Here is a 14,626-nt window from a genome sequence, read left to right as displayed (position 1 = left end):
CCCGCAGTTGGCCAGCGGGCCGCATTAGTCCAACCAAGGCAGCTCCACCACCACTTTGCCCTTCGCCCGCCCGCTCTCCACATAGGCCAACGCGTCCTGGGTGTCCTGGAACGGAAATACCCGGTCAATCACCGGGCGGATCGCACCGGACTCGACCAGCGGGGTGATCCTGCGCAACTGTTGCCCGTCGGCGCGCATGAAGACAAAGGTGTAGGTCACGCCTTTCTGCCTGGCCTTGCTGCGGATACCACGGCTGAGCAGGCGCAGGACCTGCTTGAGCGGCCAGCCGAGCCCGCGCGCGGCGGCAAAGGCCGGCGTCGGTGGCCCGGAGATGGAGATGAGATGTCCGCCCGGCTTGAGGATCTGCAGCGAGCGCTCCAGCTCCTCTTTACCCAGGCTGTTGAGCACCACATCGTAGTCGCGGAGCTCGGAGGCGACGTCCTGCTGCCTGTAATCGATGACGACATCCGCGCCCAGCGCCTTCACCCACGCGACGTTGGCCGTGCTGGTCGTGGTCGCCACGAAGGCTCCCAGATGCTTGGCCAGTTGGATGGCCACGGTGCCGACGCCGCCGGAGCCCGCCTGGATGAAGACCTTCTGTCCTGGCTTCAACTGAGCGGTTTCCACAAGCGTCTGCCACGCGGTCAGTGCGACCAGCGGCAGCGAGGCGGCCTCCACCATGTTGAGGTTGCGGGGTTTGGGCGCCACAGAGCCCGCGTTGACCGCAATGAACTCGGCGAACGTGCCGATGCGATCATCGTCGGGACGTGCATATACCTCATCGCCCGGCTTGAACTGGGAAACGCCCGCGCCCACACGCTCCACCGTACCGGCCAGGTCGTTGCCCAGGATCAGCGGCAGGCGATACGGCAGGACCGCCTTGAACTCGCCACGCCGGATCTTCGTGTCCAGCGCGTTGACGCTGGCCGCGTGCACGCGGATGAGTACATCGCCGTCGCGCAGCGGTGGCGTTGGTACCTCACCGATGCGCCCCGTTTCCTTCTTGCCATACCGGTCGATGAGGAAGGCTTTCATGCGCGGTAGCGCTCCGCTGCCTGCGCCTGGCGGAGATCCGAGAGCAGGCCCTGGCGCGATGCCTCCAGCGTATCCCAGCGTTCGGCCACATGCAGCGGCGGAATGGTCACCGGTTCGCGGCGATCAAAGCCGACCAGGGCGGCATCGACCAGTTCGCCAACGTCCATCACTTCGGGCAGCGTGTTGATGTCGATGCCGGCACGCTCCCAGATCTCGGTGCGGGTGGCCGCCGGCAGGACGGCCTGCACGTAGACGCCCTTGGGCGACAGTTCCAGGCTGAGGCCCTGCGACAGGAACAGCACGAAGGCTTTGGTCGCGCCATAGATGGTCATGCCAAGCTCCGGTGCCAGGCCGACTACCGAGCCGATGTTGACGATCGCGCCTTCGCCGGCGGTGGCCAATCGCGGTGCAATGGCAGCGGCCAAGCGCGTCAGGGCGAGGGTGTTCAGTGTCACCAGTTGGTCGATGCTGTCGGCCGATTGCGCGGTGAAGCCGCCGGACTGGGCGATGCCTGCGTTGTTGATCAGGATGCCGATACGGGCATCGTCACGCAGGCGGGCTTCCACGGCGGCCAGATCGGTGCGCTGGGTGAGGTCGGCCGGCAGGACGTCTACGACGACCCCGGTGTCCTGGCGCAGGCGCGCGGCCAATGTCTCCAGACGCGTCCTGTCGCGCGCAACCAGCACCAGGTCGTGGCCGCGGCGTGCGAAGCGTTCGGCGTAAACGGTGCCGATGCCGCTGGAGGCGCCGGTGATGAGGACGGTGGGAAGCTGGCTCATGGTGTATCTCTTGGAATTGGAAGGGGCGAACGGGGTGTGCAGCGCGGCGCTGTCGAACGGTTACTGCGGCGCCGTATCGGTCAATGCGGGGTAGTCGGTGTAGCCCTCCGCACCGCCGCCGTACAATGTCGCTGGATTCAACGCGTTCAACGGCGCGCCGGTTTTCAGGCGTTCGACCAGATCGGGATTGCTGATGAAGGCGCGGCCAAACGCGATGAGGTCTGCTTTGCCAGCGGCAAGCCGTGCGTTGGCCAGTTCGAGGTCGTAGCCATTGTTGGCCAGGTAGGTGCCGTTGAAACGTCGGCGCAGGCTGTCAAAGTCGAACGGCGCTACGTCGCGCGGGCCGCCGGTAGCACCTTCCACCACGTGCAGGTACACGATGCCCAGTGCGCTGAGCTGATCGACGATGTAGTCGTACTGCGGCTGCGGGTCGCTGACGGTGGAAATCGCGTTGGCCGGCGAAACCGGCGAGATGCGCACACCGGTGCGATCAGCACCGATCTCCTGTGCCACGGCGGCGGTGACGTCCAGCAGCAGGCGCGCGCGGTTCTCGACCGAGCCGCCGTACGCATCGGTGCGCTGGTTGGCGCCGTCCTTGATGAACTGTTCCAGCAGGTAGCCGTTCGCACCGTGGATTTCGACCCCATCGAAGCCGGCGGCGATGGCATTGGCGGCGGCCTGGCGGAAGTCGTTGACGATGCCGGGCAGTTCGTCGATCTCCAATGCGCGCGGTTCGGACACATCAACAAAGCCGTTGTGCACGAATGTCTTGGTCTGCGCACGGATGGCCGAAGCGGAGACGGGTGCGGCGTGGCCGGGCTGCAGATCCACGTGCGAGATGCGGCCCACGTGCCAGAGCTGCACGAAGATGTGCCCGCCACGTGCGTGCACGGCGTCGGTGACCTGGCGCCAGCCGTCGATCTGATCCTGCGTGTAGAGCCCCGGCGTGTCCTGGTAGCCCTGGGCCTGGGCCGAGATCTGGGTGGCCTCGGTGATGATCAGGCCCGCCGAGGCCCGCTGGGCGTAGTAGCTGGCCGCCAGCCGGTTGGGCACCAGGCCGGCATCGGCGCGGTTGCGCGTCAGCGGTGCCATCACGATACGGTTGGCCAGCGTCAGCGGGCCAAGGGGGTAGGGCTGGAACAGTGTCGTGGTCGTCATCTGATGTGGGGCTGGTGGTCGTTGCCGCAATGATGATGACCGTAATCCAGGATGTCAATGGTTTGATGATGAACGTAATCCATATGTGCTAGACTGCCGTCCTTCCGCAGCACAGCCCCTGGGGCATCGGGTCATGAAGGTCACCAAGGCACAAGCGCAGGCCAACCGGGCGCACATTGTCGAAACCGCATCCACGCTCTTCCGGGAGCGGGGCTACGACGGTGTGGGCGTCGCAGACCTGATGGCGGCTGCAGGCTTTACCCACGGTGGCTTCTACAAGCATTTCGGCTCCAAGACCGACCTCATGGCCGAAGCCTCCATCTGCGGCCTGGCGCAATCTGCCGACGCCGCAGCGGGCATGGATCTGGCGGGATTTCTTGGCTACTACCTTTCCCGGGAGCATCGGGATGACCCAGGCCACGGCTGCACGATGGCCGCGTTGAGTGCAGACGCCGCGCGCCAGCCGGCAACGGTCAAGGCAGCCTTTGCGGCTGGCATAGAAGCCCAGGTAGGGCGCCCTGCCGGCGAGGATGATCCGTCGAGCGAGCACGCCAGCCCGGAGGCGCGTGCGCGCCGGATAGCCCTGATGGCCATGGCCGTGGGCGCGGTGGTGCTGTCCAGGTCCTGTCCGGATGATTCGCCGCTGGCGGACGAAATCCTGGATGCGTGCCGGGCGGCTGTCATGGCGCGCCTGTCGGATGCGCCCGATCACTGAGTCGCGCCTGCGCGCGTGCGTCTGGGCCGTCAGCCGGCGCGCGCGATGCAGGCCGCCGTGCTTCAGTCCGACCTGGCACCACTGCGGACCTTAAGCGTCCCGCTTCAGCCAGCCCACCAGCGCCGAAAATGCCGGCGAGGGCTGCCGGCGGTTCGGGTAGTACAGGTGATAGCCCGGAAAAGGCACGCACCATTCGTCGAGCACGGCAAGCAGCCGGCCCTCGGCAATGTGATCGGCCACCATCGGCTCAGGCACGTACGCCAGGCCCAGGCCGTCCAGGGCGGCATTGATCACGTGGATCATGCTGTTGAACACCAGTGGTCCGTCGCCGCGCACGGTGAACTCCTTGCCCTTCTCCTCGAACTCCCACGCATAGATGGCGCCATTCGGGCGATGCCGGATGTGCACGCAGCGATGTTGCGTGATATCGGCGGGCTTCCTTGGCTTGGCATGCTTCTGGAAGTAGTCGGGCGATCCCACCACCACCAGCCGCCAATCCGGCCCGACCCTGACCGCGATCATGTCCTTGCTGAGCGCCTCGCCCAGCCGGATGCCGGCGTCGAAGCGCTGTTCCACCACGTTGGTGAAGCCGTAATCGACGTAGAACTCCAGTGTGATGTCCGGATACTCGGCGAGGAATCCGGCAAGGCGAGGGCGGATGATGGTCTCCATCGAATCGTCCGTGCAGGAGATCCGCAGGGTTCCGGCCGGGCGATCGCGCAGATCCCCCAATGCCTCCACACTGGCGCCGATGGCCTCGAAGTGCGGTGCGATGGAGCGCATCAGGCGCTCGCCCGCCTCGGTCGGGCAGACGTTGCGCGTGGTCCGGGCCAGCAGCCGGATGCCCAGGCGCTCCTCCAGCAGCCGCATGGAGTGGCTGAGCGCCGAGGGTGTCACCCCCAGGCGAACAGCTGCCTTGGTGAAGCTCTGCTCCTGTGCCACCACCAGGAAGGCCTGCAGGTCGTTGGTCTTCACGCTGCTCATGGGTCAATTGTGAGCTCAACTCAGTAATGCATCAACTTTCAGCCGGCTTATCGCGGTAGCAGGCGCCGCCTATCGTGGCGACCTGAGTTCCCACTGAGGCCGTCCGCACATGAAACCCACCACGCTGCTGCTGGCACTGATTGCCAGCCATTTCGTTCCGCAGTCGGCCGTGGCCGCCGAGGCACCGGTCGCCGCAAGAGCCGCCGGCGCCGACAATTTCTACAGAAGCGCCAGCGTAAAGGGCGAGCGCGTCAGCTTCCGCAACCAGTACCAGATGGAGGTGGTCGGAACGCTGTACCGGCCTCAGGGCCAGGTGCGGGGTGCCCGCGCGCCAGCCGTGGTAGTCGGTCATCCGATGGGCGCAGTGAAGGAGCAGAGTTCACAGTTGTACGCGCAGAAGCTGGCTGAGCAGGGCTTCGTTACGCTGGCGATCGACCTGTCCTTCTGGGGTGAAAGCGCCGGTACGCCTCGGCACCTGGTGTCGCCGGAGATCTATTCGGATGACATCAGCGCGGCGGTGGACTTCCTGAGCGCGCAGTCGTTCGTGGACCCGGAACGAATTGGCGGCTTGGGTATCTGCGGCAGTGGCAGTTTCGTGATCAGCGCTGCGAAGATCGATCCACGCATCAAGGCAATCGCGACGGTCAGCATGTATGACATGGGCGCCGCTGTGCGCCAGGGGTTGAACAACACGCAGTCGCTTCAACAGCGCAAAGCGATGATCCAAGCGGCGACGAAGCAGCGCCTGGTTGAGTTCAACGGTGGGCAGGCCGCCTATGTGCCAGGCACCGTGAACACGCTGGATGCCGATACGCCGGACGTGCAGCGTGAGTTCTTCGATTTCTACCGTACGCCGCGCGGTGCCTATGCGGCCGCAGGCGAGCAGCCCGAACGAACCACCCAGCCGCTGTTCAGCAGCCTGGTCAAGTTCGTCAACTTCTATCCGTTCAACGACATCGAGACCATCTCGCCGCGGCCGATGTTGTTCATCTCGGGCGACCACGCACATTCCCGTGAGTTCAGCGAGGATGCGTACCGCAGGGCAGCCCAGCCGAAGGAACTCTACTGGGTGAAAGATGCCGGCCACGTAGACCTGTATGACCGCACCGACCTGATTCCCTTCGCCAGGTTGGCGACGTTCTTCCAGCAAGGCCTCGCTGGGAAATGAGCAGTAACGACGCGACGGCCGAACCGGCCAACTGGGGCGGTGTGCTCGCGATGACGCTATGCGTGTTCGCACTGATCGCCTCCGAATTCATGCCGGTGAGCCTGCTCACGCCCCTGGCGGCTGACCTCGGTGTGTCCGAAGGGCTGGCCGGGTATGGAATTGCCATCTCCGGCGCCTTCGCAGTGCTGACCAGCCTGTCGATCTCCCGGTTGGCCGGCAGCATCAACCGGAAGACCCTGCTGCTGACGCTCACCGCAGTGATGGCGGTGTCGGGCGTGGTGGTGGCGATGGCTCCCAGCTACCCGATCTACATGATGGGCCGGGCACTGATCGGCGTGGTGATCGGTGGGTTCTGGTCGTTGTCTGCGGCCACGGCCATGCGCCTGGTGCCTGCAGCGCAGGTGCCCCGTGCATTGGCGATTTTCAACGGTGGCAACGCACTGGCGACGGTAGTGGCTGCGCCCTTGGGCAGCTACCTTGGCGGCGTGATCGGATGGCGTGGGGCATTCCTGTGCCTTCTGCCGGTGGCCGCCATCGCGCTGGCATGGCAGTGGCGGTGTCTTCCTTCCATGCCCGCAGAAGGAAGGCAATCCCACGGCGGGGTACTGGCCCTGCTGCGGCGGCGGGTAGTGATGCTGGGCATGGCGGCGTGCGGCGCCTTCTTCATGGGGCAGTTTGCCTTGTTCACCTATGTGCGCCCGTTCCTGGAAAAGGTCACGGGCGCAGGTGAATCTGCGATTCCTCTGGTGCTGCTGGCCATCGGCGCAAGCGGTTTTGTCGGCACGCTCGCCATCGGGGCATTCCTCAGGCGCGGGCTCTACCGCACATTGGTGGCGGTTCCCACCGTGATGGCGGTGATTGCAGTAGCGCTGGTGCCGCTGGGTTCACACCTGTGGCCGACCGCCGTACTGCTTTCCGCATGGGGCCTGCTTGCCACGGCTGCACCGGTGGGCTGGTGGAGCTGGCTGGCGCGCACGTTCACCCACAATGCTGAAGCCGGCGGCGGGCTGATGGTGGCGGTGGTGCAGTGTTCGATCGCGCTGGGGTCCTCCCTCGGCGGCCTGCTGTTGGACAGCGTTGGCTTCGCCAGTACGTTTCTGGCCAGTGCTGGCCTGCTGTTGTTCGCGGCGCTGCTTGCCCATGTCACGGCTGCTGACGCTGCGTCCATCGCCGATGCGTCGGTAGCAACGGAGGTGCATGGCTGATGAGGCACTGGACCGCGATCGCGGGACGTCTGCTGCCCTTCCTCGCATTCGTGACGGTCTCGGCATGCGCCGCCGAGCGACAGCAGCAATCGGTCGTGCCCCTGAACGCGGCATCCAATCCGGAGGTCCCTGCAATGAAGATTCGGCTGACCATCAACGACCAGACACTGTCGGCCACGCTGGAGGACAGCATTCCCGCACGCGAGTTCGCCGCCCAGTTGCCGATTACCCTTCAGCTTGAGGACTATGCTGCTACGGAGAAGATCGCGCAGCTCCCGCGCCGCCTCAACATTGCCGGCGAACCGGACGGGATCACGCCAGTGGCGGGCGATATCGCCTTCTACGCACCGTGGGGAAATCTGGCGATCTTCCACAGACCGTTCGGCTACTCGAAGGGGCTGGTGCTGCTGGGACGTATCGAGGGAAGTCTGCAGGCCCTTCGTGCCGAGGGGCCGGTGGTGGTTCGCCTGGAAGTCGAGTAGCGGTTTGGCTGCCGTGCTCACTCCGAACCGTTTCTCTGTTGGCGACAGGGCCTGGCACCCGCTTGTGTGAACGGAATTACCAAGGCGGCTGGCGGCTTGCGCCGCCAGCCTACGGACGCGGGAGGGGACCCGCCCGGTGCTTTAGAAGTAGTAGGCAGCTGAAAATGCCACGATGTCTGAGCCGACGTCGTACTTGCCCTGCAGGCTGCTGCCCGTCGCCGAGACCACCGACACTTCCGGCTTGTCCAGGAAGAGATGCGTGTAGCCGAAGCTGTATTCAGCCGACTCAGAGGCTCGATACGTAGCGCCCAGGGATAGCCACTTGCGGTCGCTGTCTGGCACGCGGACATCACGGATATCGTCTGTCACAGGGCTCTGATCGGTCGCGATGCCCGCGCGGAGCGTTAGCTTCTGGCTATAGCGATACTCCGTGCCGATGGAAGCAAACGTTGTATCCCGGTAGCTGAAGTCCAGAGCCCGGGTGGGCTGAGCAGAGTGGAAGTCCAGCCTGATTTCGGCGAACTTGGACCACGCCGTGCGTGTTACATCGGCCATGACCGTCCACCGGTCATTGACCTGATGGCTGATGCTGCCGGTCAGCGTGGCGGGAAGATTGAGCGCAGTGCTTGCGTCGGTGTCGACAAACCAGCCAGGACGCGCCGCTGCCAACAATGGTGCGGCGGTCGCTGGAACCCCGAAGCTCACCTCTGCGTCGTTGAGCTTGTGTTCCACCTTGGATCGATAGGCGATGCCGATATTGGTTCCCTCTACAGGGGTGAAGAGCCCGCCGAGGGTGAAACCAACCGCGTCATCCTTGGCGTCAATGTGCGTGTAGCCATCTGCACTTCCCGGAGAAAAGCCTGGCGCTCGTGCGCCGGCGAGCACGGCGCCGAAATCGACCGCATCATGAAGCTCCGCTTCCACACGCTCGACAAAAACAGAGGCGCCGAAGGAGACATAGGGATTTACGTCGTAAGAAAGCGACAAACCAAGGTCAACCGATTTGATCTCTGTCTTGATCCCGTTGTAGCGACCTATCCAGTTGCTCTCATATTCGGTCTTGAAGCCAAAGGGCGCAGTCAATGAAAGTCCCAGGTGGGCCTTCTCACCCAATGGGGTATGGAAATAGAGGGCAGGGATGGGGCTGGTGTCACCTGCGTCCCCGCCATCACCTCCAGAGAGCGGACGTCCCCGGGCATCGCGGCCCTCGCCTTTGAAGTCCACGGTGTAGTTCACAACACTTGCATCGGCTTGGAACAGCCGCCCATCGAGGAGGCGCATGGCAGCCGGATTGTCCGCTATCACCGATGCGTCGCCTGGGGCACTGATCGACCCTGCAAAGGCGCGGCCCAGGCCCTTTGCACTTTTCTCTTTCAACTGGAACGCAGCAGCCTGCGCAGTGTCGGTCGTGCCTGCCAATGCACTCAGTAGCGCCAGCGCAAGTATCGTTTTTGCGGTCATTGCTTGCCCTCCACAGGCAATTGTCGATGCGACGGTTCGCACGGGGGACACTCCAGATTCAGAAGGTGCTCCTCACGGCGTGACACGGCTCGGCTTTGGTGCGTAACGGCATCCCGGCTACCGGGATCCATCGCCCAGCTGAGTTTTTCCGATTATTGGACATGTGACTCATTGGGTCAAGCGTCACTTTCGAGGCGGGTAGTGGACCGATACCCGATCGGTCACCATTTGCCCGCGTTACCGCGCGGCGCTACCCTTGCCCGATGTCTACTTCAACCTCTGCAGCACTCGACGCCGGGCGCGGCCCCGCCGAGCACGACGTGCGCACCCAGATCATCGAGGCTGCCACCGCGCATTTCAGCCACTACGGCTATGACAAGACGACCGTGTCCGACCTCGCCAAGGCCATCGGCTTCTCGAAGGCCTACGTCTACAAGTTCTTTTCCTCCAAGCAGGCCATTGGCGAGGTGATCTGCGCCAATTGCCTCAGTCAGATCGAAAGCGAGGTTCATCAGGCCCTGCAAGGCGTGCAAGCGCCTGCCGAGAGGCTGCGGTTGTTGTTCACCGTCATTGTGGAGGCCGGTCTTCGTCTGTTTCTGCAGGATCGGCGCCTGTATGAAATTGCCGTTGCGGCCGCGACGGATCAATGGCCTTCAGCGCAGGCTTATGAAGGGCGCATCAGGCAGCTTGTTGAAGGCATCATCAAGGATGGACGCGCTTCCGGCGCATTTGAGTGCACGACGCCGCTCGAGGACACCAGCCGTGCGGTCTACCAGGTCCTGCTTCCTTATCTGAACCCTGTAACGCTGCCGCACCTGGCGCCCCTGCACAAAGAAGCGCCAAGTGCCTTGCAGGAGTTGGTCCTCCGGAGCCTTGAGTCACGGCCGTAGTGACTATTGACTATATCAGTCACTAGGAGCAGAATCCCTCCGGATACCCCACTCCGGAAGGCCGCATGCGTCGCCGTTTTGTAGTCACAGCCCTCTACTGTGTTGCTCCGTTGTTCCTTGTGGCCTGCGGAAAGTCGGATGACGTCGATCCCCGGACCGCTCCGCCCACCGTCCGGATTGCCCAAGTGCAACCCGGGGCGGGAGGCGCGCGCACGTTCACAGGAACCGTCGCCGCACGCGTACAGAGTGATCTGGCCTTTCGGGTGGGTGGCAAGGTCACCGAGCGCCTGGTTGAGACGGGGCAGACGGTAAAGCGCGGCGACGTGCTCTATCGGATTGATCCCGTCGATCTGAATCTGGCAGCGGCCTCCCAGCAGCAGGCCGTCATCGCGGCCCGAGCGCAAAGCGCGCAAGCCACCGCAGACGAAGCGCGATACCGCGATCTGGCAGCCAAGGGCGTCGTTTCCCGGTCGGCCTACGATCAGATCAAAGCGGCGGCGGACGCAGCATCGGCACAGCTCAAGGCGGCCGACGCGCAAGCCCGGGTTGCACGTAATGCCAGTCAATACACGGCGCTCGTCGCCGATGCCGACGGAGTGGTCATGACCATCTCCGCTGAGCCCGGTCAGGTCGTGGCGGCGGGGCAGATCGTCGCCCGGCTTGCCCGTGCAGGCAGTCGGGAGGCCGTGGTCCAGTTGCCCGAGACGCTGCGACCCCAGATCGGCTCCGTGGCCTCAGCGTCCCCGTTCGGGGCAAGCGGCAAGATCCCCGCACGGTTGCGCGTGCTCTCGGAATCGGCCGACCCCGCCACCCGGACCTTCGAAGCTCGCTACACCCTGGAAGAGGGCAGCGCGGCGCTGCCGCTGGGTTCGACGGTGGCGGTCGAACTTGCAGGCGCAGCACCTGCCGGTGCGTCGGCCGGCCTCGAGGTGCCGTTGGGCGCATTGTTCGATCCTGGTACCGGTCCCGGCGTCTGGATGATCGGTGGTGAGCCGCTCAAAGCCCATTGGACGCCGGTCGCCGTCAAGCAGTTGGGTGATGACCGGGTCGTGGTTGAGGGGGCCCTGAAAGCATCGGATCGCGTGGCTGCCCTCGGCGCCCATCTACTCCGCGAAGGGCAGGTGGTTCGCATCGCTGAGACCGCCAGGAACGCCGCTGCAAACGGAGCCCACCAGTGAGTGGGTTCAATCTGTCGGCACTTGCGGTGCGCGAGCGTGCCATCACGGTTTTCCTGATCTTTCTGGTCTCCGTTGCCGGCATCGTTTCCTTCTTCCAGCTCGGCCGCGCTGAGGACCCGGCGTTCACTGTCAAGGTCATGACCATCGTGACGGCCTGGCCGGGCGCTACGCCAACAGAAATGCAGGACCAGGTCGCCGAGAAGCTGGAAAAGCGTCTGCAGGAACTGCGCTGGTATGACCGCAGCGAAACCTACACCCGGCCTGGCCTGTCCTTCACCACGTTGACCTTGCAGGACGGCACACCCCCTTCGCAGGTGCAGGAGGAGTTCTACCAGGCGCGCAAGAAGATGGCTGACGAAGCCGCAAATCTGCCCGCAGGCGTGATCGGCCCGATGGTCAACGACGAATACGCCGATGTCACGTTTGCCCTTTTCGCACTGAAAGCAAAGGGTGAACCGTTCCGCCTGCTTGCGCGTGATGCCGAGACGCTGCGTCAGCGATTGCTGCACGTTCCTGGCGTGAAGAAGGTAAACATCATTGGTGAGCAATCCGAACGCATCTATGTGGAGCTGTCGCACGAACGCCTGTCGAACCTCGGCATCACGCCGCAGGAGGTGTTCGGAGCTCTGAACGGGCAGAACGCCCTGACGCCGGCAGGCTCGGTCGAGGCCAAAGGTCCGCAGATCTTCATTCGCCTCGATGGCGCGCTCGATCAGCTGGACAAGATCCGCGATACACCCATCGTTGCACAGGGCAGAACCCTCAAATTACAGGATATTGCCACCGTCAAGCGTGGCTATGAGGACCCGTCGACCTTCATGATCCGCAACGGTGGCGAGCCAGCCATGCTGCTGGGCATCGTCATGCGTGACGGCTGGAATGGCCTGGATCTCGGCGCCTCACTCGACGCGGAAGTCAGGAAGATCAATGACGGGCTTCCTGTCGGGATGGCGCTGGACAAGGTCACCGATCAGGCCGTGAACATCAGCTCGTCGGTCGACGAGTTCATGATGAAGTTCTTTGCCGCGCTGCTGGTGGTGATGCTGGTCTGCTTTGTCAGCATGGGCTGGCGGGTGGGTGTGGTGGTGGCTGCGGCCGTGCCACTGACCCTGGCTGCCGTGTTCATGGTGATGGCTGCGACCGGCAAGAACTTTGACCGCATCACGCTCGGCTCGCTGATCCTGGCGCTTGGTCTGCTGGTGGACGACGCCATCATCGCCATCGAAATGATGGTGGTGAAGATGGAAGAGGGCTACAGCCGGGTCAAGGCATCGGCCTACGCATGGAGCCATACGGCAGCGCCCATGCTGGCCGGCACCCTGGTCACTGCGGTGGGCTTCATGCCCAACGGTTTCGCCCGGTCCACTGCGGGCGAATACACCAGCAACATGTTCTGGATCGTGGGCATTGCGCTGATCGTGTCGTGGGTGGTCGCGGTGTTCTTTACGCCTTACCTCGGGGTGAAGCTCCTCCCTGAACTCAAGACCGTCGAAGGCGGGCACAGCAGTCTCTACGACACGCCGCGCTACAACCGCTTCCGGTCGATCCTGGCGCGCGTGATCGCGCGCAAGTGGCTTGCCGCAGGTTCGGTGATCGGCCTGTTCGTGCTTGCTGTGGTGGGCATGGGGCTGGTGAAAAAGCAGTTCTTCCCCATTTCCGATCGCCCGGAGGTGTTGGTCGAAGTGCAGATGCCCTACGGCACGGCCATCGAACAGACCAGCCTGGCTACCAGGAAGGTCGAAAAGTGGCTTTCGGAGCAGGAAGAATCGAAGATCGTCACGGCCTATATTGGTCAGGGCGCTCCCCGGTTCTATCTTGCCATCTCGCCGGAACTACCGGATCCGGCATTCGCCAAGATCGTGGTGCGTACCGACAGCCAGGAACAGCGCGATGCCTTGAAAGCACGACTGCGTCAGGCGGTAGCTGAGGGCTTGGCGCCCGAGGCGCGTGTGCGCGTGACGCAGCTGGTGTTCGGGCCTTACTCGCCATACCCGGTGGCCTACCGTGTCAGCGGTCCGGATCCGGACGTCATCCGTGGCATTGCGGCCAAGGTCGAGCAGACCCTGCATGCCAGCCCGATGATGCGAACCGTAAACACCGATTGGGGCGTGCGCACGCCAACGCTGCACTTCACCCTGGATCAGGACCGCTTGCAGGCCATGGGCATGACCTCGGCGTCTGTCTCGCAGCAGTTGCAGTTCTTCCTGAGCGGGGTGCCGGTCACTGCCGTTCGTGAGGGCATCCGCACCGTCGAGGTTGTCGCTCGATCCGGTGGGGAAACGCGGTTGGATCCTGCGCGCATCGCAGACTTTACTCTCGTCGGTGCTGCTGGCCAGCGTGTGCCGCTGTCGCAGATCGGCTCGGTCGAGGTTCGGATGGAAGAGCCGGTGCTGCGCCGCCGTGATCGGGTACCCACCATCACCGTCCGCGGTGACATTGACGACGCACTGCAGCCACCGGATGTATCCACCGCGATCAGCAAGCAGCTTGCACCGCTCATTGCCTCGCTGCCCGAGGGCTACGCGATTACCCAGGCCGGTTCCATCGAGGAATCGGGCAAGGCGATGAGCGCGATGCTGCCGCTGTTCCCAATCATGCTGGCGGTGACCCTGCTGATCATCATCCTGCAGGTACGCTCCATCTCCGCGATGATCATGGTCTTCATGACCAGTCCGTTGGGGCTGATCGGCGTGGTGCCGACCCTGCTGCTGTTCCAGCAGCCGTTTGGCATCAACGCGCTGGTTGGATTGATCGCCTTGTCGGGCATCCTGATGCGCAACACGCTCATCCTCATCGGCCAGATCCACGAGAACGAAGAAGCGGGGATGGATACCTTCCACGCCATCATCGAGGCGACAGTTCACCGCGCCCGCCCAGTGATCCTCACTTCTCTGGCAGCGGTGCTTGCCTTCATTCCGCTGACGCATTCGGTGTTCTGGGGAACGCTTGCCTACACGCTGATTGGCGGCACCATTGCCGGCACCGTGATGACACTGGTGTTCCTGCCGGCGATGTATGCCATCTGGTTCAAGGTCCGAGCGGAAAAGACCCGCGTTGCCTGACATTGGCCCGGACCTCTTCCATATGAGGGATAAGCTATGAAAATCGCCGACAAAGATCGCATCGTGGTGACCGGAATGGGCGTCGTGAGTCCACTCGGCTGCGGGGTTGAAACGGTCTGGTCGCGCCTCCTGGCGGGGCGCTCCGGCATCGGGTCGTTGGGTCCTGATCTCGCGGCGGGGACCGGATGCGAAGTCGGCGGGCGCGTGCCTGATCGCATTCAAGATCCTGAGGCGGGTTTCGATTCGACCGGCATCATCGCGCCGAAAGACCTCAAGAAGATGGACCGGTTTGTTGAGTTCGCGCTGGTCGCCGCCCACGAAGCCCTTGAGCAGGCCGGTTGGCGGGAAGCCGATGAGCGTGGGCGGCTGCGAACGGCAACCGTGATTGCCACCGGGATCGGCGGGCTTGGCTCTGTTTCTTTTTTACAACTCCCCGCCCCCCAGACTGAGCCCTCTAAATCCTACTCCGTCTTCCTCTTTAAAAAAAAAAACACCTCCGTTCCCACCAG

At 63.8% G+C, this 14,626-nt stretch carries 13 protein-coding genes; 8 read left to right on the top strand and 5 right to left on the bottom strand.

Annotated features, from left to right (window positions below):
- Positions 1–24: 24 nt before the first annotated feature.
- From GIW57_RS19470 to GIW57_RS19460, 3 genes are read right to left on the bottom strand one after another with little or no spacing between them, the layout of a single operon-like run.
- Entirely contained in the window at positions 25–1,035 is a 1,011-nt protein-coding gene (locus GIW57_RS19470; protein WP_236512401.1) for an NADP-dependent oxidoreductase, read from the bottom strand.
- A complete protein-coding gene (locus GIW57_RS19465) occupies positions 1,032–1,814 on the bottom strand; it encodes an SDR family oxidoreductase (RefSeq protein ID WP_236512400.1) in 783 nt (260 codons plus the stop codon). The genes GIW57_RS19470 and GIW57_RS19465 overlap by 4 nt, the downstream gene beginning before the upstream one ends.
- A gap of 60 nt (positions 1,815–1,874) precedes the next feature.
- A complete protein-coding gene (locus GIW57_RS19460) occupies positions 1,875–2,972 on the bottom strand; it encodes an alkene reductase (RefSeq protein ID WP_236512399.1) in 1,098 nt (365 codons plus the stop codon).
- A 133-nt stretch (positions 2,973–3,105) separates the two neighbouring features.
- Between GIW57_RS19460 and GIW57_RS19455 the strand changes: the two genes are divergently transcribed.
- The gene (locus GIW57_RS19455; protein WP_236512398.1) at positions 3,106–3,687 is read left to right on the top strand and encodes a TetR family transcriptional regulator; all 582 of its coding nucleotides are present in this window, start codon (positions 3,106–3,108) and stop codon (positions 3,685–3,687) included.
- 90 nt (positions 3,688–3,777) lie between these two features.
- Here the strand turns inward: GIW57_RS19455 and GIW57_RS19450 are convergent, their stop codons facing one another.
- On the bottom strand, positions 3,778–4,671 hold the full coding sequence (locus GIW57_RS19450; RefSeq protein WP_236512397.1) for a LysR family transcriptional regulator: 894 nt from the start codon (positions 4,669–4,671) through the stop codon (positions 3,778–3,780).
- Between the two features lie 109 nt (positions 4,672–4,780).
- On the opposite strand from GIW57_RS19450, the gene GIW57_RS19445 reads away from it, so the two are divergent.
- The 3 genes from GIW57_RS19445 to GIW57_RS19435 are packed head-to-tail and all read left to right on the top strand — an operon-like array spanning position 4,781 to position 7,526.
- Positions 4,781–5,839, top strand: a complete 1,059-nt coding sequence (locus GIW57_RS19445) for an alpha/beta hydrolase (RefSeq protein WP_236512396.1) — start codon at positions 4,781–4,783, stop codon at positions 5,837–5,839.
- Positions 5,836–7,044, top strand: coding sequence for an MFS transporter (locus GIW57_RS19440; protein WP_236512395.1), 1,209 nt, complete (start codon positions 5,836–5,838; stop codon positions 7,042–7,044). The genes GIW57_RS19445 and GIW57_RS19440 overlap by 4 nt, the downstream gene beginning before the upstream one ends.
- Positions 7,044–7,526, top strand: coding sequence for a cyclophilin-like fold protein (locus tag GIW57_RS19435; protein WP_236512394.1), 483 nt, complete (start codon positions 7,044–7,046; stop codon positions 7,524–7,526). The genes GIW57_RS19440 and GIW57_RS19435 overlap by 1 nt, the downstream gene beginning before the upstream one ends.
- Positions 7,527–7,667: 141 nt before the next feature.
- Here the strand turns inward: GIW57_RS19435 and GIW57_RS19430 are convergent, their stop codons facing one another.
- Positions 7,668–8,987, bottom strand: coding sequence for an outer membrane protein transport protein (locus GIW57_RS19430; protein WP_236512393.1), 1,320 nt, complete (start codon positions 8,985–8,987; stop codon positions 7,668–7,670).
- A gap of 263 nt (positions 8,988–9,250) precedes the next feature.
- Between GIW57_RS19430 and GIW57_RS19425 the strand changes: the two genes are divergently transcribed.
- The 4 genes from GIW57_RS19425 to GIW57_RS19410 form a co-directional block, all read left to right on the top strand.
- Positions 9,251–9,877, top strand: coding sequence for a TetR/AcrR family transcriptional regulator (locus tag GIW57_RS19425; protein ID WP_100465427.1), 627 nt, complete (start codon positions 9,251–9,253; stop codon positions 9,875–9,877).
- 65 nt (positions 9,878–9,942) lie between these two features.
- A complete protein-coding gene (locus GIW57_RS19420) occupies positions 9,943–11,055 on the top strand; it encodes an efflux RND transporter periplasmic adaptor subunit (protein WP_100465426.1) in 1,113 nt (370 codons plus the stop codon).
- On the top strand, positions 11,052–14,117 hold the full coding sequence (locus tag GIW57_RS19415; protein WP_236512392.1) for an efflux RND transporter permease subunit: 3,066 nt from the start codon (positions 11,052–11,054) through the stop codon (positions 14,115–14,117). Before GIW57_RS19420 ends, GIW57_RS19415 begins: the two co-directional genes overlap by 4 nt.
- A gap of 36 nt (positions 14,118–14,153) precedes the next feature.
- Positions 14,154–14,626, top strand: a 473-nt coding sequence (locus GIW57_RS19410; RefSeq protein ID WP_268927451.1) for a beta-ketoacyl synthase N-terminal-like domain-containing protein, incomplete at its 3' end; no start/stop codon positions are given.

The organism is Stenotrophomonas sp. PA-6-5C (assembly GCF_021605635.1).
GTDB classification, from domain to species: Bacteria; Pseudomonadota; Gammaproteobacteria; order Xanthomonadales; family Xanthomonadaceae; genus Stenotrophomonas; species Stenotrophomonas lactitubi.
Note: the sequence above shows the minus strand (reverse complement) of the source record. Positions and strands in the feature narration are given on the sequence as shown.

Excerpts from the sequence above, each read along its gene's own strand:
- GIW57_RS19470 (WP_236512401.1), bottom strand. The coding sequence starts at position 1,035 with ATGAAAGCCTTCCTCATCGACCGGTATGGCAAGAAGGAAACGGGGCGC.
- GIW57_RS19465 (WP_236512400.1), bottom strand. The coding sequence starts at position 1,814 with ATGAGCCAGCTTCCCACCGTCCTCATCACCGGCGCCTCCAGCGGCATC.
- GIW57_RS19460 (WP_236512399.1), bottom strand. The coding sequence starts at position 2,972 with ATGACGACCACGACACTGTTCCAGCCCTACCCCCTTGGCCCGCTGACG.
- GIW57_RS19455 (WP_236512398.1), top strand. The coding sequence starts at position 3,106 with ATGAAGGTCACCAAGGCACAAGCGCAGGCCAACCGGGCGCACATTGTC.
- GIW57_RS19450 (WP_236512397.1), bottom strand. The coding sequence starts at position 4,671 with ATGAGCAGCGTGAAGACCAACGACCTGCAGGCCTTCCTGGTGGTGGCA.
- GIW57_RS19445 (WP_236512396.1), top strand. The coding sequence starts at position 4,781 with ATGAAACCCACCACGCTGCTGCTGGCACTGATTGCCAGCCATTTCGTT.
- GIW57_RS19440 (WP_236512395.1), top strand. The coding sequence starts at position 5,836 with ATGAGCAGTAACGACGCGACGGCCGAACCGGCCAACTGGGGCGGTGTG.
- GIW57_RS19435 (WP_236512394.1), top strand. The coding sequence starts at position 7,044 with ATGAGGCACTGGACCGCGATCGCGGGACGTCTGCTGCCCTTCCTCGCA.
- GIW57_RS19430 (WP_236512393.1), bottom strand. The coding sequence starts at position 8,987 with ATGACCGCAAAAACGATACTTGCGCTGGCGCTACTGAGTGCATTGGCA.
- GIW57_RS19425 (WP_100465427.1), top strand. The coding sequence starts at position 9,251 with ATGTCTACTTCAACCTCTGCAGCACTCGACGCCGGGCGCGGCCCCGCC.
- GIW57_RS19420 (WP_100465426.1), top strand. The coding sequence starts at position 9,943 with ATGCGTCGCCGTTTTGTAGTCACAGCCCTCTACTGTGTTGCTCCGTTG.